The sequence below is a fragment of the Microbacterium sp. NPDC089320 genome, assembly GCF_040684875.1.
Taxonomy (GTDB): Bacteria; Actinomycetota; Actinomycetes; order Actinomycetales; family Microbacteriaceae; genus Microbacterium.
The window spans coordinates 633996-659206 of the sequence record NZ_JBFBGY010000001.1; the positions used below are offsets into that span (position 1 = coordinate 633996).

Here is a 25211-nt window from a genome sequence, read left to right on the forward strand (position 1 = left end):
TGGCGCAATGCCCGTGCGCACTTCGGGATCAGGGCTCATCATTCGAACGTACCCCTTCGATCGCATCAGTCGTGCGCCCCCGTTTGCTGTGCGGTCACCCCCGCCATCGCGACCCCGCACGTCGATGCTCTGTCCGCCAACGGAGAACCACATCGTCACCGAACCCGCCCTCATCCGCATCGCCGCGATCCCCGCAAGTCACCCCTACGTGCGCGCCATCGCCGACACGCAACGAGTGCAGGTCCTCCCCGACCCTCCCGTTCCGGGTGCGCCCGCGGACGTCTGGTGGCCTCCGGTGGCTCTCACTCCGCAGTGGCTGGTCTCGCATGCGGACGAGTTCGATGTGCTGCACGTGCACTTCGGTCTGGAATCCTTCTCACCCGACGAGCTCCGCGAGGCGCTGGAGACCGCGCACCGGCTGGGCCGCCCCGTCGTGTACACCGTGCACGATCTCGAGAACCCCCAGCTGGTCGACCAGGGTCCGTACCGAGAGCTCCTCGATGTGATCGTCCCGTCGGCCGATCACCTCGTCACGCTCACGGCGACCGCGGCCGACGAGATCGAACGGCGGTGGCACCGGCGCAGCACGGTGCTCGCTCACCCCACGCTGCTCGACGCCGCGCCCACGATCGACGGCGCGGACGACGGGACCGTGCGGGTCGGCATCCACCTGCGCGACCTTCGCCCCAACATCGACGCCGAGGGTGCAGTGCGCACGGCCATCGACGCAGCGGGACAGCTCGCGCAGGACGGTCGGGCCGTCGAGTTCGACATCCTGCTCAACGAGCACACGCGAGATGACGAGACGGCAGCCCGCGTGATCGCTGCGGCGCACGACCACCCGTCGGTGCACGTGCGGCGCACGCCGCGTCTGAGCGACGCGGACATCGACGCCTGGATCGGCGGACTCGACCTCTTCGTCCTGCCGTACCTGCACGGCTCCCACTCGGGGTGGGTGGAGCTCTGCTACGACCTGGGGGTTTCTGTTGCCGGCACCGACGTGGGCCACATCAGGTCGCAGCATCCGGACGACTTCTTCGTCGTCGAGCTCGACGACGCGCGGACGCTGGTCGAGGCGGTGACACGCGCGCCGGATGCGTCACGCAGGTCGGAGATGGCGACCCGCCGGTCGGAGCGGGTGGCCGAGCGGCAGACGATCCGCACCGCCCACGCGCGCCTGTATGCCGAGGCGTGTGCACACATCACCGAGGAGGTCGGCGCATGATCGGTCGCGAGAAGCTGCGGGTGCTGATCGTGGCCCCCGAACGTCATCCCCTGCGCCAACCGCACGCCGGCGGCCTGGAGGCCGTGGTCTGGAACCGCGTGCGATGGCTGCGCAGCCGGGGCCACCACGTGGAGCTGTGCGCGGCGGAGGGCTCGGATTTCCTCGACGACGACACCGAGCTGCACCTGCCGAGTCCTCGGTGGCTTCGGGCTCGGGATGCGTCCGACACCGACTTCCCCGAGGGGCACCGCCGCCGCATGACCGACGCCTTCGCCCGGGTGCGTGATCGACTCGACGATGCGGAGACCCGCGTCGATGTCGTCGACAACCACAGCCTGCACGGCGATCCGATCCTGTGGAGCCGTGATGTCGGGGTCCCCGTCGTGACGACGCTGCACACACCTCCCCTCGCCGACATGGTGATCGCCTCGAACGCGCTCGACGGCTCGTCGCCGCATCGATTCCTCGCGGTCAGCCAGTACACCGCGCGTGCGTGGTCGACCGAGGGCGTCGAAGCCTTCGTGTTCACGAACGGCGTCGACACCGCGCAGTGGAGGCTGGGCGCGGGCGGAGCGGACTGGGTGTGGTTCGGTCGGATCGTGCCCGAGAAGGCACCTCATCTCGCCATCGACGCCGCTCGACGCGCAGGCGCGCGTCTGAAGCTCGCGGGCCGCGTGGGCGACGCCGCGTACTTCGAACGCGAGGTGCGCCCGCGCCTCGGCCGTGGCATCGACTACGTCGGCGCTCTGCGACAGCCGGAGCTGGCCGGGCTCGTCGGGGCGTCGTCGGTCGCTCTGGTCACGCCGGTGTGGTCGGAACCGTTCGGGCTGGTGATGGCCGAGGCGCTCATGACCGGCACGCCCGTCGCCGCGTTCGACTCGGGTGGGACCAGCGAGGTGCTCGCCGGAATCCCCGGCACCGCCGTCGTGCCGGCCGCCGACACCGAGTCCCTCGCGCACGCCGCGACGGGCCTGGTCGAGCAGTCGCGGAGTGGACTGTCGCGCCAGGATGTGCGAGATGCCGCCGCGGCACGCCATTCGCTCGAACAACGACACCGCGAGATCGAGCGGGTGCTCACGATCGCCGCTCAGAGCGCGATGCCCGACACCGAGCTCGTCGAGGCGGTCGGAGCATGATCGCCTGGTACGTGCACCATCACGGGTGGGGCCACCTGACGCGGATGCAGGCGATCCGCCCGCATCTCGACGACGAGGTGACGGTGTTCTCGAGCCTGCCAGAGCCCGAGTCCTCGCCACCGCGGACGACGTGGGTGCAGCTGCCGTCCGACTCCGACGCGGTCGTCGGGCCCGACGGAGTGCGCCGGGAGGCGCACGAGCTCGGCGACGTCACGGCGAACGGCACCCTGCACTGGGCACCCGTCGGGCATCCGGGGCACCAGGCTCGCCTGTCCGCGATCGCGGAGTGGGTGGCTGTGCACCCGACCGCGGCCTTCGTCGTCGATGTGAGCGTCGAGATCGCGATGCTCGCCCGTCTGATGGGCGTGCCGACGATCCTCTTCGCGCAACCCGGCGGGCGCACCGACGCCCCCCACCGGCTGGGATACGACCTCGCCGACCGCATCCTGACGCCGTGGCCGCAGGGAACGATCGAGGCGACCGCGCTCGCGGGCCGCGAGCAGGTGCGGCCGCTCGGCGGAGTGTCGCGCTACGACGGCCGAGCCCGAGTCGCCGCGGGCGACGATCACGCGCGCCGCGTGCTGTTCCTCGGCCGCGCCCTCGATTCCGACCGGCTCGCCGAGGCGATCGAGCTTCTCCGGGCTGACGGGTGGGTCGTCGAGAGCGCCGGCGCGAACGGAGACGATCGGGTCGACGACGTCTGGCCGCTGCTGTGCCGCGCCACGGTCGTCGTCAGCGCGGCAGGTCAGAACAGCATCGCCGACCTCGCGGCCGCCGATGCCCGCGCCGTCGTGATCGCCCAGGAGCGGCCGTTCCGCGAGCAGGAGGACATGGCCCGCGTGCTCGCCGAACGGGGGTTCGCTCAGAGCCTTCCGGTCGACGCGACGCCCTCTCAGGTGGTGGACGGCATCCGGCGAGCAGCCGACACCCCTCCGCGCTGGCACGCGTGGCAGGTCGACGGCGCTGCCGCCCGGGCGGCCGCCGCGATCGAGGAGGTGTCCCGATGATCGTCCGCGTCGCCGTCATCACCCCGGCGTCGATCAATCGTCTCGACCATCTGCAGCGTCAGCGGCGGTTCCTCGATGAGGTGGGCACGGCGGGGCTCGAGGTCGTCCGCATCGAGGCGTGGCTCGACGCGGACGCCCCGCCGGTGCCGCCCCCCGGCCTGTTCGTGCACGTGCCGCCGGGCGACCACGGCATGCGCGTCGGCGCGGCGCGCAACGCCGCCGCCTCGCTCGCGCTGACTCACGACGTCGACCTGCTGGTGTTCCTCGACGTCGACTGCCTGCCGGGGCCGAGGCTCATCGAGCGGTATGTCGATGCGGCACGCGCCCACCCGCACGACCTCCTCTGCGGACCCGTGACCTATCTGCACAGCGTGCAGCGCCCGTCGACGTCGCGCGACCTCAGCATCCTGACGCGTCCGCATCCCGCTCGTCCGCTGCCCGAGGGGGATGCCGTCGTGCCGGCGACCGATGACGAGTTCGATCTCTTCTGGTCGCTCTCGTTCGCGGTGACCCCCGATGCCTGGACGCGCCTCGGCGGATTCGACGAGGTGTACGAGGGCTATGGCGCCGAAGACACCGACCTGGGGCGTCGCGCACGATCGCGAGACATCGGGCTGCGATGGGTCGGCGGTGCGCACGCCTATCACCAGTGGCACCCCGCGGGCTCTCCGCCGTGGCGCCACCTCGACGACATCCTGCGCAACGGTGCCCTGTTCGCCGAGCGCTGGGGCGAATGGCCGATGCGCGGCTGGATAGACAGCTTCGTCGAGGCCGGTGCGGTCGAACCCCACGGCGAGGGCTTCCGCCGCGTCGATCGCGCGAGCACGCCCCGTCGCTGAGACGGGCGACCGCGGCCCGGCGACGAGGCCGGTCAGTCGAGTCGCGAGGACAGCTCCTCGACGATGAGCGCGACCTCTCGCGCGGCATCCGCCATGCGCTCGCTCTCGGCACCGAGGTCGGCGACCTCGGCATCCGATGATCCGTGGCGCCGCGCGATCTGCAGATTCGCGCGGACGTTCATCGACGCCCCCGCGAGTCCGGCACGCAGTGCCTCTGCGGCCACGGCGAGATCGACCGCGATGTGCGGGTTGCCCGCGTCGACGAGCACCGCGACGTCGCGCAGCATCCGCACCCCGATGGCACCCACCACCGCTGCCGACCGAGCGGCCTCGACGGCGGCTTCGCGCACGCGCTCGTCACGCGAGGCGTCGTCGGTCGGCAGGGCGAGGGCAGCCCCGAAGCTCGCGGAGACGACACCGTCCGCCTCGACAGCCCGCAGCGCCTCGGCACGCCGACGGGCGAGCCGATCGACGCACTGCGACGCCCGAGGGTCATCGTCGGAGTACCCGCCGACCATGCTCATGAGCGAGGCGGCGATCGCGAGCATCACCCCCGACGCGGACCCTCCGCCGGGCGAACCGGTGGGGCGGCTCAGAGCGTCGAACCAGTCGTCCATCGGGGTGGACGCGGGGATGTCGGCGGAGTCCTGCATGAGCGTCACCCTACGAGCTAGGACACGAGCAGAGGGAGCAGCGACACCACGAGTCCCACGAACCCGACGCCGGCGAAGACGATTCCCAGGGTGCGGATGACGCGTCTCGTGTGCGGCGGCTCCCCGACCCGTGCATGGGACGGATTGTTCGCACTGACCACTCCGTCGGCCCAGCCGACCTCCGCCGACTCGCCCCCGCTCAGCGGTCTCTCATGGAAATCTCCCCCCGCGAACCAGCGGGCGAGCAGCACACCGTCGCGCTCGATGATCGCGATCTCGGCGGGCAGCCACGGCCCCTCGATGGTCCGGATGAGGAAGGCGATCAGCAGCATCGGCAGACCGAGGCCGAGCCCGACCCACGAGAGCACCTCGCCGACGAGAGCGAGGGTGTCGAGGGTCTGCATGATCTCATCGTAGAGAGTCCGGTTAACCCTCGTCGGCCTCGGACGCAAGCCCCTCGGCACACGCGCCTCGATCGCCTAACGTCGCCGACACGAGAGGGAGGAGCGCACGGTGAGCACGAGCATCGAGATCGACGGCCGGAACTTCGTGCTGAGCGACGATCGACCTCTGCGGCAGGTGATGGATGAGATCGAGGCCGCCGCCTCCGCCGCGCCGACCTTCGTCACCCTGTCGGGCGAAGAGCGCAGCATCAGCGTGCTCATCCGCCCCACCACGCGTGTCGTGATCTCCGTCGACGGCCCCGGACGCGCGCAGGACGCCGCACGCGCCGAGCAGGACCGCGGCGCGTGGGACCTCCCGTTCGACGATTGGGAGTTGTGACGTGCAGGAGCTGTGGCTGGTCAGGCACGGTGAGAGCGTCGGCAACGTCGCCGCGACGGCCGCCGAGGCCACCCGTGCAGAAGTGATCGATCTCGCGACCCGAGACGCCGATGTGCCGCTGTCGGCCACCGGCGCTGAGCAGGCGCGCGCCCTGTCGGCAGCGCTGAACGAGGGCCCTGTCACTCCGCAGGTCGCCTGGGTGTCGCCCTACCTGCGGGCGCAGCAGACGTTCGCCCTGAGCATGGAGCACGTCGCCGGCATGGAGGGCGTCGCGGGCACGGAGCATGTCGCGCGGGTCGAGCGCGTGCTCACCGACGAACGGCTGCGCGACCGAGAACTCGGAATCCTCGATCTGCTGACGCGGTGGGGCGTGGCCGCCCGGCATCCCGAAGAGGCCGATCGCCGGGCGCGGCTGGGCAAGTACTACCACCGGCCGCCCGGAGGCGAGTCGTGGGCCGACGTGTCGCTGCGCCTGCGGTCGTTCCTGCGAGACGCGCTGGCCGACGACGCGGGTGTGGGCCTCGTCGTCGCGCACGATGCGGTCGTGATGCTGCTGATCGCGCTGCTGACCGGCATGGACGAGACGCGGCTGATGCAGTTCGCCTCGACGAACACGGTGCTCAACGCGTCGGTGACGCGGCTGCGCCTCGAGAACCAGCAGTGGCGGCTCGTCGACTTCTCGGACGTGAGTCACCTCGCCGCGCTCGGAGCCGACATCACCGTGCACCCGGGGAGCCCCGATGCCCGCCCCGAGTGAGGCGACCAGGGTCACCCCGCATCTGCTGCACGGATGGGGTCTCCCCGACCCGGGCGAATCGAAGAAGTCGCGGGGGACGGCGATGATCATCGGCGGCTCGCCCCTGTCGGCCGGCGCTGTCGTGCTGGCCGGCGAGGCCGCGCTGCGCATCGGAGCGGGCAAGGTCGCGGTGACCACCGACGCCTCGATCGTCGACGTGGTGCGCATCGGCTTCCCCGAGGCCGGAGCCTACGAGTCACCCCCTTCGGACGAGCCGGTGTCGGACGACCTGCGCGACGCGATCGAGGGAGCGGATGCGGTGCTGGTCGGTCCCGGTCTGGACGACCCCGAGCACTCCACCGTCTGGCTGCGGCGGCTCGCCGACCTCGACATCTCCTGCCTCGTGGTCGATGCCTTCGCCGTCGGGGCTCTGCGAGACGTGCCGCGCGCGGATCTTCCGACGTCCCTGATCGTCAACGCCAACCTCGACGAGGCCGAGCTGCTGCTCGGCCGACCCGTCGACGACCTCTTCGCGGATCTGCCGCAACTCGCGCGGGAGCTCGATGCCGTGATCCACTGCTACTCGGCCGTGGTGTCGCCCTCTGGCGAGGTCTGGCGCCTCGACGACGGCGGCCCCGGGCTCGGCACGGCGGGATCGGGAGACGTGGTCGCCGGCGCCATCACGGGTTTCGCCGCTCGCGGGATCGCTCCGGAACGCGCAGCCGTCTGGGGAGCCTGGGCCCACGCCCGCGCGGGCGACCGGCTCGCCGAGCGCATGGGGCTCGGGTACCTCGCCCGCGAACTCGCGCGCGAGCTTCCCGCCGCGGTGCTCGAGGCCTCGCCTGCTCTCGGCACCGAGGACTGAGGTCCTCCCCCGGCCTCCGAGGGTCAGGTCCTCCCCCGGCCTCCGGGGGTCAGGTGATCCTGCCGTCGCCCGGCCGTGAGACCCGAAGCCAGCGGTACCCGTATGCCGGCACCTCCAGTTCCACCTCCCCGTTCGGCCCGAGCGTGACATGCGAGGGCTCGAGGAGGTCGATGAGCCGCGTGCCGTCGGGTTCGGAATCCAGGCGGAACGAGGTGGTGACCGGCACCTCGGCGAAGTTGTGCAGGGCGATCATCCTGCCCACATCGGCCGTGAGCGAGTGCGCGAGAAGCGACCGGGCTGGCTGGTCGATCACGTCGAACGTGCCCCACCCGAGTTCGGGCGAGGTCCGGTAACTCGTCGTCAGAGCGCGGATGAAGTGCAGCATCGACCCCCGGTCGTCGAGCTGCGCGGCGACGTTGACGTGCTCCGGCGCGTATCCGTCGGACGGCGGACGAGCCACGAGGCGGCGGGGCGCGGCATCCGAGAACCCGCCGTTGCGATCGACCGACCACTGCATCGGCGTCCGGACCGCCTCGCGGCCGGGGATCTCGATGTTCTCGCCCATGCCGATCTCCTCGCCGTAGAAGAGCACCGGGGTGCCCGGCAGGGTGAAGAGCAGGCTGTAGGCCATGCGGATGCGGCGAGGGTCGCCCTCGAGCATCGGCGGCAGGCGTCGGGTGATGCCGCGCCCGAACACGCGCTGACGCTCGTCGGGAGCGAAGGCGTCGAACACTTCCTGTCGCTCGCTGTCGCTGAGTTTGTCGAGAGTCAGCTCGTCGTGGTTGCGCAGGAAGTTGGCCCACTGCACCTCCGCTCCGAGGCCGGGGCGGGCCTGAAGAGCCTCGATCAGCGGAGCGGGGTCCTTGCGGGCGAGCGACAGGTACAGCGACTGCATCCCCACGAAGTCGAACTGCATGGTGAGCTCGTCTTCGTCGTCGCCGCCGAAGTACTGCACCTGCTCGTCGTACGGCAGGTTGACCTCGCCGAGCAGGATCGCCTCGCTCGACCGGCGCTGGAGGAACCGGCGCATGTCGCGCAGCAGATCGTGCGGCTCGGGGATGCCCGCCCCCTCGGGGATCTCGAGGAGGAACGGCACCGCGTCGACCCGGAAGCCTGAGATGCCCAGCTGCAGCCAGAAGCCGATGACCTTCGCGATCTCGTCGCGCACCCGGGGGTTGGCGATGTTCAGGTCGGGCTGATGCTCATAGAAGCTGTGCTGATACCACTGCCCCGACTTCTCGTCCTTGCCCCAGATGCCGTTCGCCTGCCCCGGGAAGACGGCGTTCTTCTGCCCCTTGGGGGGTGCGTCGTCTCGCCAGACGTAGTAGTCGCGATAGGGCGAGTCGATGCTGCGTTTGGCGGCGAGGAACCACGGATGCCGGTCGGAGGTGTGATTGACGACCAGGTCGACGATGACCCGCATCCCTCGGTCCCGCGCGGTGCGGACGACCTCGACGAAGTCGCCGTGGGTGCCCAGGCGCGAGTCGATGCCGTAGAAGTCGCTGACGTCGTAGCCGTCGTCGCGGTCGGGCGTCGGATAGAAGGGCATCAGCCACAGGCAGGTCACGCCGAGCTGCGAGAGGTAGTCGATCCGTTGAGCGAGTCCCTGCAGATCGCCGACGCCGTCGCCGTTCGAGTCGAGGAACGTCTCGACGTCGAGGCAGTAGATCACCGCGGTCTTCCACCACAGGTCGCTCGTGTCGGTGATCTTCACAGTCGCTCCTTCAGAGCCGGGATGAGGTCGGACGCGGCCGCGTCGAGGTATCGCGACTGCTCGGCGCCGACGTGATGCAGATAGACGCGGTCGAATCCGATCTGCGCCAGCTCGGCGATGCGGTCGGCGAGCGCGGTCGCGTCGTGGTCGATCAGGACCGCGTCGCGCAGCCCCTCCTCGTCGAGCCCGACCAGCGCCGCCTCGAAGTCCTCGGGCTGCTCCAGGTCCCAGGTGACCGGAGGCGCCAGCAGCCCGTTGCGCCACTGCTCGCGCGCGATCGCGAATGCCGCGTCATCGCTCTCGGCGAGGCTGAGATGGATCTGCAGGATGCACGGCCCCGTGCCCCCTGCACCTCGGTAGGCATCGACCACGCGCTGCAGTGCGGCGGGTTCCTGGGCGACGGTCGCAAGGCCCTGCGCCCAGGATGCCGCCCACCCCGCGGTCTCGGCGCTCACGGCTGTCGCGAAGAGCGGCGGCGGTTCCGCCGGTCGACTCCACACCCGCGCCCGATGCACGCGCACGAGGCCGTCGTGCTCGACCTCCTCGCCCTCGATGAGTCGACGGATCACGTCGACGCTCTCACGCAGACGTTCGTTGCGGATGCTCTTGTCGGGCCACCCTTCGCCCGTCACGTGCTCGTTGACCGCCTCTCCGCTGCCCATCGCCGCCCAGACGCGGCCGGGGAACATCTCCTCGAGAGTGGCGAACGCCTGCGCGATCATCACCGGGTGATACCGCTGACCCGGAGCGTTGACCATGCCGATCGAGAAGCGGGTGCGCGCGAGTGCGGCGGCGATCCAGCTCAGGGCGAAGCCCGACTCGCCCTGAGCCGTGGTCCACGGCGCCAGGTGGTCGGAGCACATCGCCCCGTCGAAGCCCGCGCGCTCCGCCGCGATCACGGCGTCGAGCAGGGCGCTCGGTGGGATCTGCTCGTGCGATGCATGGAAGCCGATGAACACCATGCGCCGAGTCTGGCAACGAAACGCGGCGCGACGGCAGTGGTGGACACTCCGCAGCGAGTCTGGCAAGATGCGCGGGCCTCGGAAACTCGTCGAGGGCGGATGCATCCGGAGATGCATCCGCCCTCGACGTGGCGGTTCAGCTTCCCGAGAGGTTCTGCTGGGCGTGCTGGGCCTGCCCCTTCACCTCGTCGGCGGCATGCTCGGCCTGGTCCTGCACCGCAGCGACCGACTCCTGGGCGGACTCCTGCACCGCGGCGACCGAGTCCTTCGCCGGCTCCTTCAGGTGCTCGCCGACCTCCTTCGCCGCATCCGTGATCTCGTCGACCAGCGGCTGCGCCTGATCCTTCACGGTGGAGGCGAGTTCCTTCTCCTTCGAGGATGCGGGAATCAGCGAGGCAAGCAGCAGACCGGCGCCGAAGGCGATGAGCCCCACCGCCATCGGGTTGCCCTCCGCCTTCGCGACCGCACGATCCTTGACGTCTCCCACGTGCGATCCCGCGTCCGACAGCGACGAGCCGGCGTCATCCGCCGCACCCATCACTCGCTCGCGCACCGAGGTGAAGGCGCCGCGCACCTTGCCCACCTGGCGGTCGACGATCTTCGACGGTGAGACCTTGTCGGCGAGGGCGTCGACGTCGAGCCCCAGGTCCTGGCGCGTGCGCTCGATGTCGGCACGGATCTCTTCGGGTGAATCACTCATCGGTTCTCCTCATTCCTTCTCAGCGTTTCGGGTATCTCTTTCAGCGTGTCGACCGTCTGCGGGACGCCCTCCACCTTTGCCAGCTGTCCTCGCCCGACGGCGAACAGGATGCCGGCGATGATCGCCCAGATCAGCGCGACGATGACGGCGGACCATCCGCCGCCGACCAGTTCTCCCAGGGCCCACCACAGAGCGACCGACAGGAAGAACACGGCCATGAGTGCGCCGTATCCGGCAGCGCCCATGAGGCCCGCGCCCTTCGCGGACTTCGACGCCGCGTCCTTCAGCTCGGCTTTGGCCAGGGCGACCTCCTGACGCATCAGCGTCGAGATGTCTCGCGACACCTCACCGAGCAGATCGCCGATCGAGGTCGACGCGGCCTTCGCCTCAGACGGTGTCGGGTCGGTCATGGTCCGCCTCCCCGAGGATGTCCTGTCGGCCCGACGCCGTCTGCGCGTAGAGAGGAGTGCTGGCGGGCGGGGTCACGGACGAGCCGACCGGCACCGGCACCGCGGGGTCGGGGTGCACCTGTGCGGGCGCAGGGGCAGGGGTCACGGTCGACGGAGCCGACCCGGATGCCGACGCGGCCGCCTTGTCGTCGGCTGCCGATGAGGCCAGTGCTCGGGTGAGCCGACCGGCGACGACGCCGACGACGGCCGCGGCGAGGATGAACGTGCCCGGCTTGCGTCGGGCGTAGCGCTTGACCTCGGAGAGAACGGCCGCCGGGTCGCGGTCGCCGAGCCAGGTGGAGGCGGCGGACAGCCGCGAAGACACCTGCTGGACGAGGTCGGCCGCGATGCCGGTTCCCGATGACGACGAGGCCATCGAGTCGAGTTCGTCGCTGACCGAGCGCAGCCCACCTGCGACGCGCTGCTGCTGGGTGTTCGCCTGATCCGCGAGTTCGCGCTGCGTCTGAGCGAAGAGGTCCTTGGCCTGGGCTTTCGCTTCACCGGCGACCGAGGCCACCTCGTGCTTGGCCGTGCCGAGGACGTCCTTCGCCTGCTCTGCGGCGGTGTCCTTGAGATCGGCCGCCTCGTGCTTCGCGGCGTCCACCGTGCCTGACGACTCGGGGGATGCCACGCCCGAGCCCTGAGGCCCCGACGTCTCATAGCTGTTCGACATTGGTGCTCCTTTTCGCAGTCCGATCGGTGTGACCGGTGGGTCAGGTCTAGACCGCGATCTATTTCGGTCGAACCACCCTTGCCTCGATGCGCTCCGGGGTGTAAAACGCACGGGTGCGCGGCGCCCACGCAGGTGCCGAGCGCCGCCGCGGGTGCGGGATGGTACGCGCAGACGACGCATCGCGCAATCGTCTGTGGTGCACGCTCCCGGGTTCCTAGGTTCGCCGCATGAGCGAGCCGCGCAGCACCCCCGACCCCCGCCCGACCCCCCGGCCCGAGGCGGCCCGCGATGCCGAGGTCGTGACACCGACCCCCGCCCCCGACGCGGCGGCGAATCCCGACGCGGCCGCGGCGAACGTCCGTCACGAGGGCGTGCGGCCCGACGAGGTCCACGACCGCGAGAAGTCCGAGTTCGGCGGCTTCAAGTTCGGCTCGGCGTTCTTCGGCTGGCTCACCGCGATGGGGACCACTGTGCTCCTCACCGCGCTCGTGTCGGCCATCGGCGCCGCACTGGGCGTCGGCGCCGATGTCAGCGCCGACGAAGCCGCCGACGTCGCGATGAACGGAGGAGCCGTGGTCGCGGCGATCGTCATCGGCGTCGTGCTGTTCGTGTCCTACTTCGCCGGCGGGTATGTCGCCGGCCGGATGGCACGGTTCAGCGGCGCCAAGCAGGGCATCGCCGTGTGGATCTGGGCCATCGCGATCGCGATCATCGTGGCGATCGTGGCTGCCATCGCCGGGTCGCAGTGGGACATCCTCGAGAGCCTGAAGGGTTTCCCCCGCATCCCGATCACCCCTGAGAGCGCGACCCTCACGGGCATCCTGACGGCTGTCGGTGCCGCGATCGTCGCCCTCGTCGGCGCGATCCTCGGCGGCCTCGCGGGCATGCGGTTCCACCGCAGGGTCGACCGCGTCGGTCTCGGGCGGTGACTGGACGGGCGCCGGCCGGAAGTACCGTCGTCAGGCACGAGAGGAGGACATCGTGACGATTCTCGAAGTCGCCTACGGCGGCGTGACCTATCGGATCGCAGGCCGCAGCATGCAGGAAGTGCAGCTGCACATCGCCGTCGCGCTCGCCTCCCCCGACCCCGGGTGGCTCGAAGCCTTCGACGGATATGGCAACCGCACCCCCTACGAGCTCCTGATCACCCCCGGGGTGCCGATCGCCATCTGCGCCCTGCCCGAGGAGTGAACGGCCGGATCATTCCCACCGCAGTAGCCGCAGGACGCTAGCTCGATCCGGCGTCGCTCTCGACGGGCTGCCGACTGGCCGACTCGCGCACGCGGAACCACAGAGTGAGCTCCATGATGGCTCGACCGATCATGTCGTGATCGCCCATGCGGAGGTCATCGAACGAGTCGCGGTATCCCGAGCCCATGTCGGGCGCCGGAGCGATGAGGGCCTGATATCCCATCGTCCAGTCGTGAAAGCGCCGTTCGTGCAGCGGCTCCTCGATCAGCACGCGGACGTCGTGGTGGCGCGGATCCCGGCCGATCTTCGCCATCAGGTCTTCGACATCCGACCGGGGCCCCTCGAGGATCTGCACGAATTCCCCACCGCGGTAGAGCAGCATCCCGGTGATGTCGCGCTCGCTGTTGCGCTCGCGGCTCACTGCCAGAAGTTCTCCGAGCTCGCGCTCGCCGAACGGCTGCGTGGCGCTGCTGCAGTAGACCAGAGAGACGAGCGGATTCTTCTCGCTCATTCGGCATCCCCTTCCCCGCTCTGGTGCGCCGTCGACTGCGCGCCGACCGTCACCGCGGCGGTCACCGCTGCCATCGCTCGTTGATGGTCCGCGAAGTCGCCGATCGTGTGCGAGGTGGCATCGAAGGCCCGCCACCCGCCGTCGGACTGGCGGTCGACGTAGCCGAGAAAGGAGCCGTCCCGGCTGCCCACGTAGAAGCCGTCTGCCACGCTCGCCCAGAGAGGGCGAACGGGCGTCGGCGATTGATCACCCATGTGCTCAGCGTACCTTCGCGAATCCGGGCGGGCTCGGAATCATCCTCGAGGCGGATGCCGATACCTCGCATGCACGATGCCGAAACGCCGCCGCCCGGCGAGGCTTTACACATGAACGCACGAATCGCCCTGGCCGCACCTGCTCTTCTCCTCGTGGGGGCGCTGGCGCTCACGGGATGCGCCGCCTACGACAGCATCGTCCACAAGCAGGCCACGTCGACCTTCGACGACCTCGATGCCTTCGCCGCCGGCGCAGAAGCGGATGCGGACTGGATTCCCGCCGACGCCACCGCGATCACCGTGCGCACGTCGACGATCGACGATGCCCCGGATGCGGTCATCCTCCTCACCAGCGAATCGACGCTCGGCGAGGGCTGCGTCGAGGTCGACCGGCAGTCCGCGCCCGCCTGGGTGCTCGACGACGCCCCGGACCCCTATGCGGCGAAGACGGTCTTCGCCTGCGGCGACTGGGCCGTGATGGACACCGGCGACGGCTGGTTCGGCTGGACCCCGAACTCGGAGGCCGAACGCAGCGCTGCCGCTGCGGGCTGAGCGTCTCAGCGCGGGGTCCGAGCTCTGCGAGGATGAACGATACTGAGGTCATGACGAGCGTCACGGAGGACACGGACTGGATGCCGGCGACGCTGCGCGTGGCGTTCACACTCCTCGGCGCGATCACCGTCCTCGCCGCGATCCCCCTGCTCGGGGCCATGGTGTTCATCGGCACTTGGTCGAGCGGGTGGACGCGACTCCTCACGCTCTTTCCGATCGCCGGCATAGCCGTGCTGGTCAGCATCACCGTCCTGGTGATGACCCGCCATTCCTGGGCTCGCTACGCGACAGTGATCTTTCCGGCGTCGATCGTCGTCGCGGTCGTGGCGATGGTCGGCTCGCCGGATGCCGTTCCCGTACTGCTCCTCGTTCTCGCCCTCAGCGTGATCGCGGTCATCCTCCTCTTCGTGCCCTCGTCTCGCGCATACTTCACCCACCCGTCCGAGCTCGGATCCGCGACGGATGCCGAGAAGTGAGACAGTCTGGTCGTCCCGCATCTGACGGGTCACTGCCAGAAACACGGCTCTCAGACAACCCCAGAATTTCGGGATGCATGCGGGCGTATGGTGGTGATATGCGTGGAGAAGCACAGAGCGGGCTCGAGACGATGGTGCAGACGTCGGTGACGATCGACGGGTCGAGCTGGGTCCTGTCTCAGGATCAGGATCCGGACGACCTGCGTCGTCGCATCGAGGACGCGATCGTCGCGCCGGGGAAGTTCGTCCACCTCGTCGTCGTCGGCAATCGCGCCGTGAGCGTGCTCATCACCCCCACCAGTCGCGTCGCGGTCACTGAGGCGACCGTGCAGTTCGACGCCCGCGACACCGGCGATGTGGACTTCCCGTACGGCGGGTTCTACGACGCGCTGTGACGAACCCCCCGGAACCTGTCCTGTGACCAGGCGCACTGCCCCAAGCCCCTGAAAAGCAGGTCGTCGCGTGCAGAGACGCGCGGGCCCATCCGAGAGAGCCTCGGCGACGAACAGCCAGTATGCGCCGCCTCCGTACCTTCGCGTCCGTCGTAGCCCTCGCCGTGGGTCTCGCGGGGTGCAGCGGTGCACCGGTGCCGGAACGCGAGCCCTCGGCATCCGCGGGGACCGGACCACTCGTCGCGTTCTACGGTGACTCCTACACGCTGGGCACCGGGGCCACCGATCCGTCACTCCGCTGGTCGACGATCATCAGCGAAGACCGTGGTTGGCGGGAGTACAACCCAAGCGTCAACGGCCTCGGGTTCGTGAACCATCGAGAGAGCTTCGATGAGAACGACCTGCCGGAACTCGTGATCGAACAGGAGCCGGACATCGTCTTCGTGACGATGGGGCTGAACGACAACTTCAGCTACGACCGTCGCGCCGATCTCATCCGGGAGACGATCACGGCTGACCTCACGCGCATCCGCGACGCCCTCCCCTCGGCGCGGATCATCGTCGTCGAACCGTTCTGGTACACCGACGATCGCCCGGCATCCGTCGACCAGATCATCGCCTGGGTCGAAGACGCAGCGGCAGAGATCGATGCGGACTGGATCCCCGGCGCGAGCCGCTGGCTCGACGGCCACTACGCCGGTTCGGACAGCAGCTGGATGGCGGCGGACGGCCTGCATCCGTCGGACGTCGGGTACGCACAGATGGCCGACCGGATGGATGCGGCGCTCGCACAGCTCGACCCTCCGCTGTAGAGGCGTCCGCCCGCGGCCGCTGCCCTCCGCGGTCAGCTCAGGTTGTCGCGGGCCCAGAGCGCCGCACTCGTGCGATCGGCGACTCCGATCTGACGGAAGATGCTCCCCAAGTGCGCCTTCACCGTCCGTTCGGCGATGCCGAGTGCCGCCGCGATCTGCTTGTTCGCGAGCCCCTGTGCGACCAGACGCAGCACCTCCCGCTCCCGCTGGCTGAGGTCCACCGCTGGCCGGTCCGGGCCGAGCAGAACTCCGGCGACGCGCGGATCGAGCGGGGCGTGCCCGGCGTGCACCGAACGGACGGCACCTCGGAGGTCGGCGGGTTCGGCATCCTTCAACTGATAGCCCGTCGCACCGGCCTCGATCGCTCGCCGCACACGATCACGGTCGGTGAACGAGGTGAGCACGAGCACGCGTGTGCCGCGTGCGGCCTCGCGTACCGCGCGGGTCGCCTCGATTCCGTCCATCACCGGCATCGACAGATCCATCACGACGACGTCGGGAGTGTGATCGGCGACCAGCCGCACGGCCTCGGCACCGTTCGCGGCGGACGCGACGGTCTGGATGTCGCCGTCGGCGGCGAGCACCGAGGCGAGTCCCTCTCGGACCATGGCGTGGTCGTCGACCACGAGGACTCTGATCATCAGGGGTGCGCCTTTCGCGACGTGAGAGAGGGCAGCCGGAGCCTCCAGTGCACACCGGCGCCGGGCGCGGTCGCGACGGCGAGCTCGGCTGCACCCTGCTGGGCGAGGTCGCGCAGCACCGTGGTGCCGAGATGCCCGCCGACGGGCACGGCGTCGAGCACCCCGGGATCGAAGCCGGGACCGTCGTCGACGACATCGAGGATCGCGTCGTCGCCCACGGTTCGCAGGCGGATGCTGACACGGCACGGCACCGCGTGGGTGACCGCGTTGCGGAGGGCTTCCTGGGCCACCCGATAGACGAGCTGCTCGTCTGCCTCGGACAGGTCGGGGGCGGGCGTAGCGAGGTCGAGCTCGACGTCGGCGGAGCGGCTCCGCGCCGTGGCCGCGAGGTCCTGCAGTGCGTGCGCGAGACCCGCGGCGGCGAGCCCCGGCGGGTAGATGTCCATGAGCAGGGATCGAAGGACGCGCACGTTACCCCGCACGGAGGCCGCGACGTCTCGGAGCCTCGCTGCGGCGCCCTCCTCGCCGGCCCGCGCCGATGCGTCCGCGGCGCTCTCCGCGGCGAAGCTGGTGGCGACGAGTTCCTGCACGGGGCCGTCGTGCAGCGTGCCTGCGATGCGGCGACGCTCGGCATCCGACGCGTCGACGGCGTGCTGCAGCAGATCGGCGCGACGCGAGTCCTCCGCGCTGAGGCGCCGCAGCAGACCCCAGACGATCGGCGCGGTGAGCACGATCAGCAGCAGGAGGCTGCTCGTCGTGACCCCGGCGAATCCCCGCCACAGATCGGCCGAGCGGGCGGCCACCGGCTCGTACGGGAGGTACACCTCGAACAGCAGCTGCTGCCCGTCCGGCGCCCAGACCGGGCGGTAGACCTCGAGCAGCCGCGATCCCGACTCGAAGACGTTCTCCTCTTCGGAGAGATCCGAGATCGACGCCCGCGTCGAGGGGCGCGCGAGTGCCTCACGCTGTTCCTCGTCGAGCGCGAAGGTCCGCCCGATCAGCTGCTCCTCGTCGGCGTACAGCACCTCACCCTCGGGGCTCCAGATCTTGACCCGCACGACGTCGGCGCTGAGCACCTGCTCGCGCACGACGCGGTCGAACTCATCGACCGCGTCGGGCTCTCCTGCCAGAAGCGCGGCCGAGAGGTGCGGCTGGATGACGGCATCCGCGAGCACTTCCGTCGTAGTAGCGGCGTCGTTCACGGCTTCGCGTTCCGCAAGCCACTGCGCCGCCCACGCTGCGAGCAGCCCGACGGCGATCAGCACGGCGACCAGCCCGAGCGCCAGCCGCACGATGATCGTGCGGCTGGCGGGCGGCCGTCGTCCGTCCGATCCGTTCGCGGGAGCGGCGACGAGCGTCTTCCAGACCGCAGCAGGCGCGGCGCCGACCGCTGCCGCGAGGGGCTCGGTGGGGGCCTCGTCGGGCCGGACGGGGTCGGGGGATCCGGATCTCACTCAGTCGTCTCCGCCGTGTCCGCCGTGGTCGTCTCCGCCGCGCTCATCGTCTCCGCCGTGGCCCCCGTGATCGTCTCCCCCATGGTCGTCCCCGCTCGACGATGACGTCGGTGACGGCACCGGAACGACGCCGCCCTGCACATCACGATCGTCGCCCGGTTCGACGCGCTGGTCGCGCGGCACGTCTCCGCCATGGTCGTCGACCGGCGTCGCGCTCGGTGACGGCGTCGAGTGGATCGTCGGAGACGGTGACGGGGTCGAGATCTCGCCCGATGCCGGAACGCGGACGGGCACGGACTCGGCGAACGAGGCGTTGCCCCAGAGGCCGATCAGGGCAGGCGCCGCGACGAGCACGAGCGCTCCTGCGCTCCAGAGAATCCGCTTCGTGGTGTTCATGGTTCGACCTCGCATCCATTGTGTCCTGCGCCCCGCGTCGGGTGAAGCACGGTGATCGATCAGGCTCACTCCAGACTCCGTGGCCACCGCCTCGAGCACCATCGGACCTTGGTCGTAGTACCGATCACGGCCACGGCGGTACTACGACCAAGGTCCGATTGCCGCCCATCCGTCACCGCCCGGAATCTGGTGTCACCCACTCGAACCGAAAGAGGTATCCCGATGCATCGCAACTCCGTCCCCCGCCGTGCGTCCGTGCTCGTCACGGCGCTGCTCGCGGCATCCGCGCTCCTGCTCACGGCCGCTCCCGCCCAGGCCAAGACCAGCGCGTCAGGTGGTGACTACGCCGTCACCGTGAACGGGACGACGTACAACCCGGCGTCCGGCAAGGACATCAAGCTCGAGAACCTCCCGGTCTCCGGCCCCGTCACCGTCAGCGGACGCCACAACAGGTTCACGATCGACCCTGCGACGCTCGGCGTCTACGACTACACCCTGACCGGGGCCGCCGACTCCCAGCGCATGGTGACGACGCCGACGGTCGTCTTCGCCTCGAAGGTCCCCACGCTCACTCCGGCGCAGCTCTCCGGCGTGCGGCTGTCGCGCCTCGAGGTCAAGGACGACGCGGTCGTCGCGATCTTCACGACGACGGCCGGCAAGCTCAAGATCCAGGCGAAGGACGGCGCCCAGGGCGGCATCTTCCAGATGGAGCCCGAGTTCGCCGCACCGGTCGAGATCGTGCACACGCTGGCACCGGGCGTCTTCTACTTCGTCAACGAGTTCACGGGCAAGGTGAACTTCGGCGACGGGCGCGACGCGGTGGCGACGGGAGCGGGAGCGCACCAGATGCTCCTCGGCAAGGACAGCCCCCAGGTCGCGACCAAGACCTTCCAGTCGGGCACCGTCACGAAGTGGGTCGTGCAGTCGGGCGGCCGCATGGGCGGCGTGCTCGGCGAGGATGCCATCGAGCTGTCCGCCGGGGCCACCAACTGCACGAGCCAGTGCCAGGCGCGCAACCGCATCAACGGATCGCTCCCCGTGCCTCCGAACCCCACGAACCCCACCCCGATCGGCTGACCCCGCCGACCGCAGAGCGGCCCCTCGCCTCCGCGAGGGGCCGCTCCGTCGTGTCACGACGACGTCTCGAGCTGGTGGTGACGCCCGATCGGGAGCATCAACGGCTTCCCCGAGGTGGGGTCGACGATGATGCGGCTCTCCATGCCGAACAGGTCGCGCACGACGTCGGTCGTGAGCACCTCGCCGGGCGCCCCGACAGCACGCACATGCCCCCCTTCGAGAGCGATGAGGTGATCGGCATAGCGTGCTGCGAGATTGAGATCGTGCAGCACCATCACGACGGTGGTCCCCCGCAGACGGTTCAGGTCGGTGAGCAGGTCGAGGACCTCGATCTGATGGCTCACGTCGAGGAACGTCGTCGGCTCGTCGAGCAGCAGCACCTCGGTCTCCTGCGCGAGAGCCATCGCGATCCACACACGCTGGCGCTGCCCGCCGGAGAGCTCGTCGACCGGTCGGTCGGCGAGCGCCGCCGTCTCGGTCACATCCAGCGCCCGGGCCACGGCGAGGTCATCGTCGCGGGTCCACCGGGTGAACATCCCCTGGTGCGGATGCCGTCCACGGCCGACGAGATCCGACACCGTGATGCCCTCGGGCGCGATCGGCGACTGGGGCAGCAGGCCGAGAGTCCGGGCGAGCTCCTTCGCCGGCATCCGATGCACCTCTCTGCCGTCGAGCAGCACGTGACCGGCGCGCGGGGCGAGAAGGCGAGACATGGATCGCAGCAGCGTCGACTTGCCGCAGGCGTTCGGTCCGACGATGACGGTGATCTCGCCCGCCGGGATCTCGAGGTCGAGGTCGGTGATGACGGGCCGGTCCGTGTAACCGAGGGTGAGCCCCTCGGCAGCGAGCGTGTGCGACGACGTCACAGGGAGCCTCCGGTTCGGTTGGTGCGGATGATGAGGTAGACGAGGTACGGCGCGCCGAGCGCGCCGGTGACGACGCCCACCGGGAAGCGGGTTCCGAGTGCGTACTGGCCGATGAGATCGGCGACCAGCACGAGGAGTGCGCCGACGAGCGCAGAGGGCACGAGCATCGACCCGTGGGGTCCGACGATGCGGGCCGCGATCGGTCCCGACAGGAACGCGACGAACGCGATCGGACCGGCGGCGGCGGTTCCGAAGGCGATGAGCCCGACGGCGGCGATCACCACGATGATGCGCGTGCGCTCGACACGGACGCCCAACGCCGCCGCGGCATCCTCTCCCAACCGCAGGGTGTGCAGGTCCCGCGACTGCGAGAGCAGCAGTGGGCCGAGCACGACGAGCGCAATCAGCGCGGGCAGTGTCGCCTGCCAGCTCGCCCCGTTCAGGCTCCCGCTCAGCCACCGGACCGCCTCCTGAAGATCCCACTGCCCTGCCTGCGACAGCACGTAGGCGGTGACGCTCTCGAGCATCGCCGCGACTCCGATCCCGATGAGGATCAGGCGGGTCCCTGCCACGCCGCTCCTGCTCGCGAGCGCATAGATGAGCAGCGCGACGATCAGGCCCGCGGCGATCGCGATGACCGACACCGCGGTGCCGCCGAGCCCGAGCATGACGATCGCGAAGGCGGCGGCCGCGCTCGCTCCGGCGCTGATGCCGATGATGTCCGGGCTCGCGAGCGGATTGCGGAGCATGGTCTGAAAACTGACACCCGCGAGTCCGAAGCTCAGCCCGGCCACGACGGCGAGCACCGCGCGAGGCAGTCGCAGCCGGCCGACGGTGAAGGTCGCGCCGTCGACGTCCTGCCCCAGGATCACTCCCAGCACATCGCCGAGCGAGTAGACGGTGCGGCCGAAGACGAGAGATGCGACGAAGACCGCGAGGATCAGGATCGAGAAGGCGGTGATCACGGTGCGCCGGCGGCGCGATCTTCGCGTGCGGCCGGCGCCGACGACTGCGGCCGTCGCCTCGTGGCCGGTGGCGGCGAGAACAGAAGCGGCGGTCACAGCTCGCGCACCTTCTGCCGACGGACGATCGCGATGAACACGGGACCTCCGATGAGGGCGGTGAGGATGCCGACGTCGATCTCGCTGGGGCGCGCGATGATGCGCCCGAGGATGTCTGCCAGTAGGAGGAGCGCGGCGCCGCCGGCCGCGGAGAACGGCAGCAGCCACCGGTAGTCGGGGCCGAAGATCAGGCGGAAGAAGTGCGGGACGACGAGTCCGACGAAGCCGATCGGTCCGGCGAGCGCCGTCGCGGCGCCCGCGAGGACGACAGCACCCAGGGCGGCGAGTCCCCGGGTCGCGGCGACGCGTTCACCGAGCCCGGCTGCGAGATCATCGCCGAGGGCGAGCGAGTTGAGCCCACGCCCGGAGGTGAGGCTCAGGAGGAACCCGACCAGGAGGAACGGGATGACCAGGCCGATCGAGTCGAACGTCGCACCGCCGACCCCGCCGATCTGCCAGGAGCGGATGGTCGCGGAGATGTCGGCGCGCGGAAGCGAGATCGCGGTCACGAAGGAGGCGAGCGCGGCGGAGGTCGCCGCCCCGGCGAGAGCCAGCTTCAGCGGGGTCGCTCCCCCACGCCCCAGGGAGCCGACGACATACACGAAGACGGCCGCCACGGCCGCGCCGGCGATCGCCGTCCAGATGTACGCGGAGGCGCTGGACAGGCCGAACCAGGCGATGCTCGCGACGATCGCCAACGAGGCTCCCATGTTGACCCCGAGGATGCCGGGGTCGGCGAGCGGGTTGCGCGTGACGCCCTGCATGACGGCGCCGGCGAGGCCGAGAGCTGCCCCGACGAGGATGGCCAGGACGGTTCGCGGCAGACGTGTCTGGACCGCGCCCTGGCTCAGGTTCTCCACGCGGCCGGACAGCCCGGCGATGATGTCGTCCCACGACACATCGCGTGACCCGACCGCCACCGAGGCGAGCGCGAGGGCGATGACGGCGACGACGAGGACGAGAAGCCAGAGGAGACGCAGGCGATTCGGACGCCGCACCGTCTGCACGGTGGCGGCGCCCGAATCAGTGATGGTCTGCGTCACTTCGCGTTGTCGGCCGCTGCGCCCAGAAGCGCCAGGTAGTCGTCCAGCACGAACGAGATCGCGAGCGGCGTCGGGTTCGCGGCGGTGCCGACCGGGTCGGAGCCGAGCAGCACGATCGAGCCGTTGGCGACGGCCGGCATCTGCGACAGCAGCGGGTCGCCCTCGAGGGTCTTCACGAGCTCCTCGTCGCCGTAGGTCACGATGACGTCGACGTCGGCGAAGGTGTCGATCTGCTCGGCGCTGATGGTGCCGGAGAACTTGTCCTTGTCCTTCGAGGCGTCCGCGATGCTCGCCGGAGTGGTGAGTCCGAGATCCTCGAAGAACGCGGCCCGCGTGTCGTTCGCGGTGTAGAAGCTGACCTCGCTCAGATCGCTCGGGTCGACGTGCGTGAGGAACATCGTCGACTTGCCCTCGAGCTGCGGGTATTCCGCCATCGCGTCCTGGATCTCTCCCTCGATGTCCGCGACGAGCTGCTCGCCCTCGTCCGCCATGCCCATGCCCATCGCGCTGAACTCGATGACGTCTCGCCAGGACGTCGCCCACGGCCCTTCGGGGTAGGCGACGACGGGGGCGATCTCGCTCAGGGTGTCGTAGTCCTCCTGAGTCAGCCCCGAGTAGGAGGCGAGGATCACGTCGGGGTCGGTGTCGGCGACGGCCTCGAAGTCGATGCCGTCGGTCTCGTCGAACAGCACCGGCGTCTCGGCGCCGAGCTCGTCGAGCTTCTCCTTGACCCACGGCAGCAGCCCGTCGCCGTCGTCGTCGCCGAAGTTCGCCGCGGCCATGCCGACCGGCACGACGCCCAGCGCGAGGGGAACCTCATGGTTCGCCCACTGCACGGTGGCCACGCGCTCGGGCTTCTCCGCGATCTCGGTCGTGCCGAGCGCGTGCTCGATGACGATCGGATATCCCTCTCCCGACGAGGTCGATTCGGAGTCCGACCCGGACTCGGGGCTGGTGCTGCAGGCAGTGAGGCCGACGACGACAGCAGCGACGGCTGCTCCCGCGATGGCAAGACGATGGGCGCGCATGAAGATCTCCCGTGCGTGAGTGGGGTGAGTGCCTCGGAGCAGCTGAGCACTCCATGGAGTGGATCAGATTAGGTGAGGCTTACCTCACGTTAGTGCGAGGTCGCTCACGTGCGCAAACGCGCGAAACGGCCCTTCCCTATCGCGGAACGGACACCCGGAACGCGCTCGGTGTCACCCCGGTGGCGCGCTTGAAGGCGGCACCGAATGCGCTGACGGTGGCGTAGCCGACATGTGCGGCGACGTCCTCGGGGTCGGATCCGCCCGCCAGCATCTCGATGGCGTGGCACGCGCGCAGCACCGACACCCACTGGCCGAAAGCGAGACCGGTCTCTCTCTGGAACGCTCGGGTGATGGTGCGCGGCGTGGCCCCGAGTTCCTGCGCCCAGTCGTCGAGGAGCCGCCGATCGCCCGGGTTCGCCTGCAATGCCTGAACGATCGGTCGCAGCCACGGAGAGGCCGGCACCGCGACGACGAGCTCGCGGCCCGACGGCGTCAGCACGTCCAGAGCCATCGCCTCGGCTATCGACCGCGACTCCGCACTGAGCGCCTCGTCCGCGAGCCGCAGAAGCACCATCTTCAGCAGAGGCGTGATCTCGATCGACACGGGCCGTTCCGCCAGCGGGCTCACTCGGCGGACGTCGAAATGCGTCGCGCGGTACCAGGTGCCCGCCGTGGTCGACGCGGAATGGAGGACTCCCGCCGGGATCCACACCCCGACGGACGGCGTGACCGTCCAGATGCGATTGTCGACGGTCACACGCGAGGCACCGCGCTCGTTCCAGAGAAGCTCGTGGGTCGGATGCGAGTGAGGAAGCCAGGACGTGTCGCGGTCGACAGCATCGTCGAAGGCGTTCACCGCCCACGGCACGTCGACGGAACCCGCACCGAAGGCCGGGAGCGCGATCGTGGCGACCGTGTCATCGGGGCCCGTGGCGTCAGCACCCGTGGCGTCAGCACCCGTGGTGTCAGCGCCCGTGCTCACGTCCACTGTCATCTCCCGTGCTCATCGCCTGTCGTCCCCGCGCGAGCGCGCGGACCGCCTTCTGATCGTCCTGGACTGGTGGAGGCTCCCTGAGCCTCCACCAACGATACGACCACCGGATTCCCACAGTGAGCCCAGGGCGGGATGCGGCGATCGCTGCCGTCGTCGAGTGGCGCCTCTCGCAGACGGAACCGCGATGCGGCCCACATCCCCCGAGCGACGGATCGTGTCAGCGGGTGCAGACGATTTGGGACCGGACGGGGAGCACACCGCACCGCCGGCTAGAGCGCCGCCGCAAGGATCTGCGCATATCTCGCCCTGGCGCCGGGGTCGGAGGGGACGCCCGGCTCGTAGGGAAGCTCCATTCGGTCCTTGCCTTTGTCCCGGTACCGCGGGATCACGTGCAGGTGGAAGTGGAACACCGTCTGCCAGGCTGCAGCGCCGCAGCAGTTGAGCACATTCACGCCCTCGGCGTCGAGCTCCGCGTACATCGCTGTGGCGATCCGCTGTGCGGCGAGAGTGGTCGCCACGAGATCCTCGGGTGGAACGTCGAGAAGATCGGTGCTGTGGCGCTTGGGGATGACGAGCAGGTGCCCGTCCGAGCCGGGATCGATGTCCATGAACGCGAGCGTCTGGTCGTCCTCCACGACTTTGTCGCTCGACACTCTGCCCGCGACGATCTCGCAGAACACACAGCTGGTATCCGTCGCCTGGGATCCGTCGTGGTTCATGC

General features: G+C 69.9%; 32 protein-coding genes. 14 read left to right on the plus strand and 18 right to left on the minus strand.

Annotation, left to right across the window (positions count from 1 at the left end; all coding sequences use genetic code 11):
• The first annotated feature begins 124 nt into the window (after window positions 1-124).
• Genes AB0N61_RS03190 through AB0N61_RS03205 form a run of 4 tightly spaced genes read left to right on the plus strand, consistent with a single transcriptional unit; the run spans window position 125 to window position 4207 of the window.
• Entirely contained in the window at window positions 125-1225 is a 1101-nt protein-coding gene (locus AB0N61_RS03190; protein WP_363361645.1) for a glycosyltransferase, read from the plus strand.
• Window positions 1222-2361, plus strand: coding sequence for a glycosyltransferase (locus tag AB0N61_RS03195; protein ID WP_363361647.1), 1140 nt, complete (start codon window positions 1222-1224; stop codon window positions 2359-2361). Before AB0N61_RS03190 ends, AB0N61_RS03195 begins: the two co-directional genes overlap by 4 nt.
• A complete protein-coding gene (locus tag AB0N61_RS03200; protein ID WP_363361649.1) occupies window positions 2358-3368 on the plus strand; it encodes a glycosyltransferase in 1011 nt (336 codons plus the stop codon). The genes AB0N61_RS03195 and AB0N61_RS03200 overlap by 4 nt, the downstream gene beginning before the upstream one ends.
• Window positions 3365-4207 (plus strand): galactosyltransferase-related protein, encoded by an 843-nt coding sequence (locus tag AB0N61_RS03205; RefSeq protein ID WP_363361651.1) that lies wholly within the window; start codon window positions 3365-3367, stop codon window positions 4205-4207. Before AB0N61_RS03200 ends, AB0N61_RS03205 begins: the two co-directional genes overlap by 4 nt.
• 32 nt (window positions 4208-4239) lie before the next feature.
• Here the strand turns inward: AB0N61_RS03205 and AB0N61_RS03210 are convergent, their stop codons facing one another.
• Together AB0N61_RS03210 and AB0N61_RS03215 are read right to left on the minus strand one after the other, a co-directional pair.
• Window positions 4240-4860, minus strand: a complete 621-nt coding sequence (locus tag AB0N61_RS03210) for a cyclodeaminase/cyclohydrolase family protein (protein ID WP_363361653.1) — start codon at window positions 4858-4860, stop codon at window positions 4240-4242.
• A gap of 17 nt (window positions 4861-4877) precedes the next feature.
• Window positions 4878-5264, minus strand: a complete 387-nt coding sequence (locus AB0N61_RS03215) for a hypothetical protein (protein ID WP_363361655.1) — start codon at window positions 5262-5264, stop codon at window positions 4878-4880.
• 109 nt (window positions 5265-5373) lie between these two features.
• On the opposite strand from AB0N61_RS03215, the gene AB0N61_RS03220 reads away from it, so the two are divergent.
• From AB0N61_RS03220 to AB0N61_RS03230, 3 genes are read left to right on the plus strand one after another with little or no spacing between them, the layout of a single operon-like run.
• Window positions 5374-5643: a hypothetical protein gene (locus AB0N61_RS03220; protein ID WP_363361657.1), complete on the plus strand. Its 270-nt coding sequence runs from the start codon at window positions 5374-5376 to the stop codon at window positions 5641-5643.
• A gap of 1 nt (window position 5644) precedes the next feature.
• Window positions 5645-6400, plus strand: coding sequence for a histidine phosphatase family protein (locus tag AB0N61_RS03225; RefSeq protein WP_363361659.1), 756 nt, complete (start codon window positions 5645-5647; stop codon window positions 6398-6400).
• Complete coding sequence (locus tag AB0N61_RS03230; RefSeq protein WP_363361661.1) at window positions 6384-7244, plus strand: ADP/ATP-dependent (S)-NAD(P)H-hydrate dehydratase; 861 nt, start codon at window positions 6384-6386, stop codon at window positions 7242-7244. The genes AB0N61_RS03225 and AB0N61_RS03230 overlap by 17 nt, the downstream gene beginning before the upstream one ends.
• A 49-nt stretch (window positions 7245-7293) precedes the next feature.
• On the opposite strand, the gene AB0N61_RS03235 is transcribed toward AB0N61_RS03230, so the two are convergent.
• The 5 genes from AB0N61_RS03235 to AB0N61_RS03255 form a co-directional block, all read right to left on the minus strand.
• Window positions 7294-8958, minus strand: coding sequence for an alpha-amylase family protein (locus tag AB0N61_RS03235; protein WP_363361662.1), 1665 nt, complete (start codon window positions 8956-8958; stop codon window positions 7294-7296).
• The gene (locus AB0N61_RS03240; RefSeq protein WP_363361664.1) at window positions 8955-9920 is read right to left on the minus strand and encodes a TIGR03885 family FMN-dependent LLM class oxidoreductase; all 966 of its coding nucleotides are present in this window, start codon (window positions 9918-9920) and stop codon (window positions 8955-8957) included. Before AB0N61_RS03240 ends, AB0N61_RS03235 begins: the two co-directional genes overlap by 4 nt.
• A 136-nt stretch (window positions 9921-10056) precedes the next feature.
• Window positions 10057-10620 (minus strand): DUF3618 domain-containing protein, encoded by a 564-nt coding sequence (locus tag AB0N61_RS03245; RefSeq protein ID WP_363361666.1) that lies wholly within the window; start codon window positions 10618-10620, stop codon window positions 10057-10059.
• On the minus strand, window positions 10617-11030 hold the full coding sequence (locus AB0N61_RS03250; protein ID WP_167948617.1) for a phage holin family protein: 414 nt from the start codon (window positions 11028-11030) through the stop codon (window positions 10617-10619). The genes AB0N61_RS03245 and AB0N61_RS03250 overlap by 4 nt, the downstream gene beginning before the upstream one ends.
• Window positions 11008-11742 carry a hypothetical protein gene (locus AB0N61_RS03255; RefSeq protein ID WP_363361668.1) on the minus strand — a complete coding sequence of 245 codons (735 nt, stop codon included), beginning with the start codon at window positions 11740-11742 and terminating at the stop codon, window positions 11008-11010. The genes AB0N61_RS03250 and AB0N61_RS03255 overlap by 23 nt, the downstream gene beginning before the upstream one ends.
• 227 nt (window positions 11743-11969) lie before the next feature.
• Here AB0N61_RS03255 and AB0N61_RS03260 point away from each other — a divergent pair, with 227 nt between their 5' ends.
• On the plus strand, window positions 11970-12671 hold the full coding sequence (locus AB0N61_RS03260) for a hypothetical protein (RefSeq protein ID WP_363361670.1): 702 nt from the start codon (window positions 11970-11972) through the stop codon (window positions 12669-12671).
• A gap of 52 nt (window positions 12672-12723) precedes the next feature.
• Window positions 12724-12933, plus strand: coding sequence for a hypothetical protein (locus AB0N61_RS03265; protein WP_363361672.1), 210 nt, complete (start codon window positions 12724-12726; stop codon window positions 12931-12933).
• A gap of 37 nt (window positions 12934-12970) precedes the next feature.
• Here the strand turns inward: AB0N61_RS03265 and AB0N61_RS03270 are convergent, their stop codons facing one another.
• Window positions 12971-13444 (minus strand): BLUF domain-containing protein, encoded by a 474-nt coding sequence (locus AB0N61_RS03270; RefSeq protein ID WP_363361674.1) that lies wholly within the window; start codon window positions 13442-13444, stop codon window positions 12971-12973.
• Window positions 13441-13698 carry a hypothetical protein gene (locus AB0N61_RS03275; RefSeq protein WP_363361676.1) on the minus strand — a complete coding sequence of 86 codons (258 nt, stop codon included), beginning with the start codon at window positions 13696-13698 and terminating at the stop codon, window positions 13441-13443. Before AB0N61_RS03275 ends, AB0N61_RS03270 begins: the two co-directional genes overlap by 4 nt.
• Before the next feature lie 111 nt (window positions 13699-13809).
• Between AB0N61_RS03275 and AB0N61_RS03280 the strand changes: the two genes are divergently transcribed.
• The 4 genes from AB0N61_RS03280 (at window position 13810) to AB0N61_RS03295 (ending at window position 15930) form a co-directional block, all read left to right on the plus strand.
• The gene (locus AB0N61_RS03280) at window positions 13810-14250 is read left to right on the plus strand and encodes a hypothetical protein (protein ID WP_363361678.1); all 441 of its coding nucleotides are present in this window, start codon (window positions 13810-13812) and stop codon (window positions 14248-14250) included.
• A 50-nt stretch (window positions 14251-14300) separates the two neighbouring features.
• A complete protein-coding gene (locus AB0N61_RS03285) occupies window positions 14301-14726 on the plus strand; it encodes a hypothetical protein (RefSeq protein ID WP_363361680.1) in 426 nt (141 codons plus the stop codon).
• A 98-nt stretch (window positions 14727-14824) separates the two neighbouring features.
• The gene (locus tag AB0N61_RS03290) at window positions 14825-15121 is read left to right on the plus strand and encodes a hypothetical protein (RefSeq protein ID WP_363361682.1); all 297 of its coding nucleotides are present in this window, start codon (window positions 14825-14827) and stop codon (window positions 15119-15121) included.
• A gap of 119 nt (window positions 15122-15240) precedes the next feature.
• Window positions 15241-15930: an SGNH/GDSL hydrolase family protein gene (locus AB0N61_RS03295; RefSeq protein ID WP_167948609.1), complete on the plus strand. Its 690-nt coding sequence runs from the start codon at window positions 15241-15243 to the stop codon at window positions 15928-15930.
• A gap of 32 nt (window positions 15931-15962) precedes the next feature.
• Here AB0N61_RS03295 and AB0N61_RS03300 read toward each other — a convergent pair whose 3' ends face one another.
• Genes AB0N61_RS03300 through AB0N61_RS03310 form a run of 3 tightly spaced genes read right to left on the minus strand, consistent with a single transcriptional unit; the run spans window position 15963 to window position 18421 of the window.
• Complete coding sequence (locus AB0N61_RS03300) at window positions 15963-16571, minus strand: response regulator transcription factor (RefSeq protein WP_363361683.1); 609 nt, start codon at window positions 16569-16571, stop codon at window positions 15963-15965.
• Window positions 16571-18025: an ATP-binding protein gene (locus AB0N61_RS03305; protein ID WP_363361685.1), complete on the minus strand. Its 1455-nt coding sequence runs from the start codon at window positions 18023-18025 to the stop codon at window positions 16571-16573. The genes AB0N61_RS03300 and AB0N61_RS03305 overlap by 1 nt, the downstream gene beginning before the upstream one ends.
• Window positions 18026-18421: a hypothetical protein gene (locus AB0N61_RS03310; protein WP_167948476.1), complete on the minus strand. Its 396-nt coding sequence runs from the start codon at window positions 18419-18421 to the stop codon at window positions 18026-18028.
• 222 nt (window positions 18422-18643) lie between these two features.
• Here AB0N61_RS03310 and AB0N61_RS03315 point away from each other — a divergent pair, with 222 nt between their 5' ends.
• Window positions 18644-19498: a hypothetical protein gene (locus tag AB0N61_RS03315; protein WP_363361687.1), complete on the plus strand. Its 855-nt coding sequence runs from the start codon at window positions 18644-18646 to the stop codon at window positions 19496-19498.
• 53 nt (window positions 19499-19551) lie between these two features.
• Here AB0N61_RS03315 and AB0N61_RS03320 read toward each other — a convergent pair whose 3' ends face one another.
• The 6 genes from AB0N61_RS03320 to AB0N61_RS03345 form a co-directional block, all read right to left on the minus strand.
• A complete protein-coding gene (locus tag AB0N61_RS03320) occupies window positions 19552-20364 on the minus strand; it encodes an ABC transporter ATP-binding protein (RefSeq protein ID WP_363361689.1) in 813 nt (270 codons plus the stop codon).
• Window positions 20361-21425: an iron chelate uptake ABC transporter family permease subunit gene (locus tag AB0N61_RS03325; protein WP_363361691.1), complete on the minus strand. Its 1065-nt coding sequence runs from the start codon at window positions 21423-21425 to the stop codon at window positions 20361-20363. Before AB0N61_RS03325 ends, AB0N61_RS03320 begins: the two co-directional genes overlap by 4 nt.
• Window positions 21422-22468: an iron ABC transporter permease gene (locus tag AB0N61_RS03330; protein ID WP_363361692.1), complete on the minus strand. Its 1047-nt coding sequence runs from the start codon at window positions 22466-22468 to the stop codon at window positions 21422-21424. The genes AB0N61_RS03325 and AB0N61_RS03330 overlap by 4 nt, the downstream gene beginning before the upstream one ends.
• On the minus strand, window positions 22465-23496 hold the full coding sequence (locus AB0N61_RS03335) for an iron-siderophore ABC transporter substrate-binding protein (RefSeq protein ID WP_363361694.1): 1032 nt from the start codon (window positions 23494-23496) through the stop codon (window positions 22465-22467). The genes AB0N61_RS03330 and AB0N61_RS03335 overlap by 4 nt, the downstream gene beginning before the upstream one ends.
• Window positions 23497-23632: 136 nt before the next feature.
• Window positions 23633-24478: an AraC family transcriptional regulator gene (locus AB0N61_RS03340; protein ID WP_363361695.1), complete on the minus strand. Its 846-nt coding sequence runs from the start codon at window positions 24476-24478 to the stop codon at window positions 23633-23635.
• Between the two features lie 281 nt (window positions 24479-24759).
• Complete coding sequence (locus AB0N61_RS03345; protein ID WP_363361697.1) at window positions 24760-25209, minus strand: HIT family protein; 450 nt, start codon at window positions 25207-25209, stop codon at window positions 24760-24762.
• Between the last annotated feature and the right edge of the window lie 2 nt (window positions 25210-25211).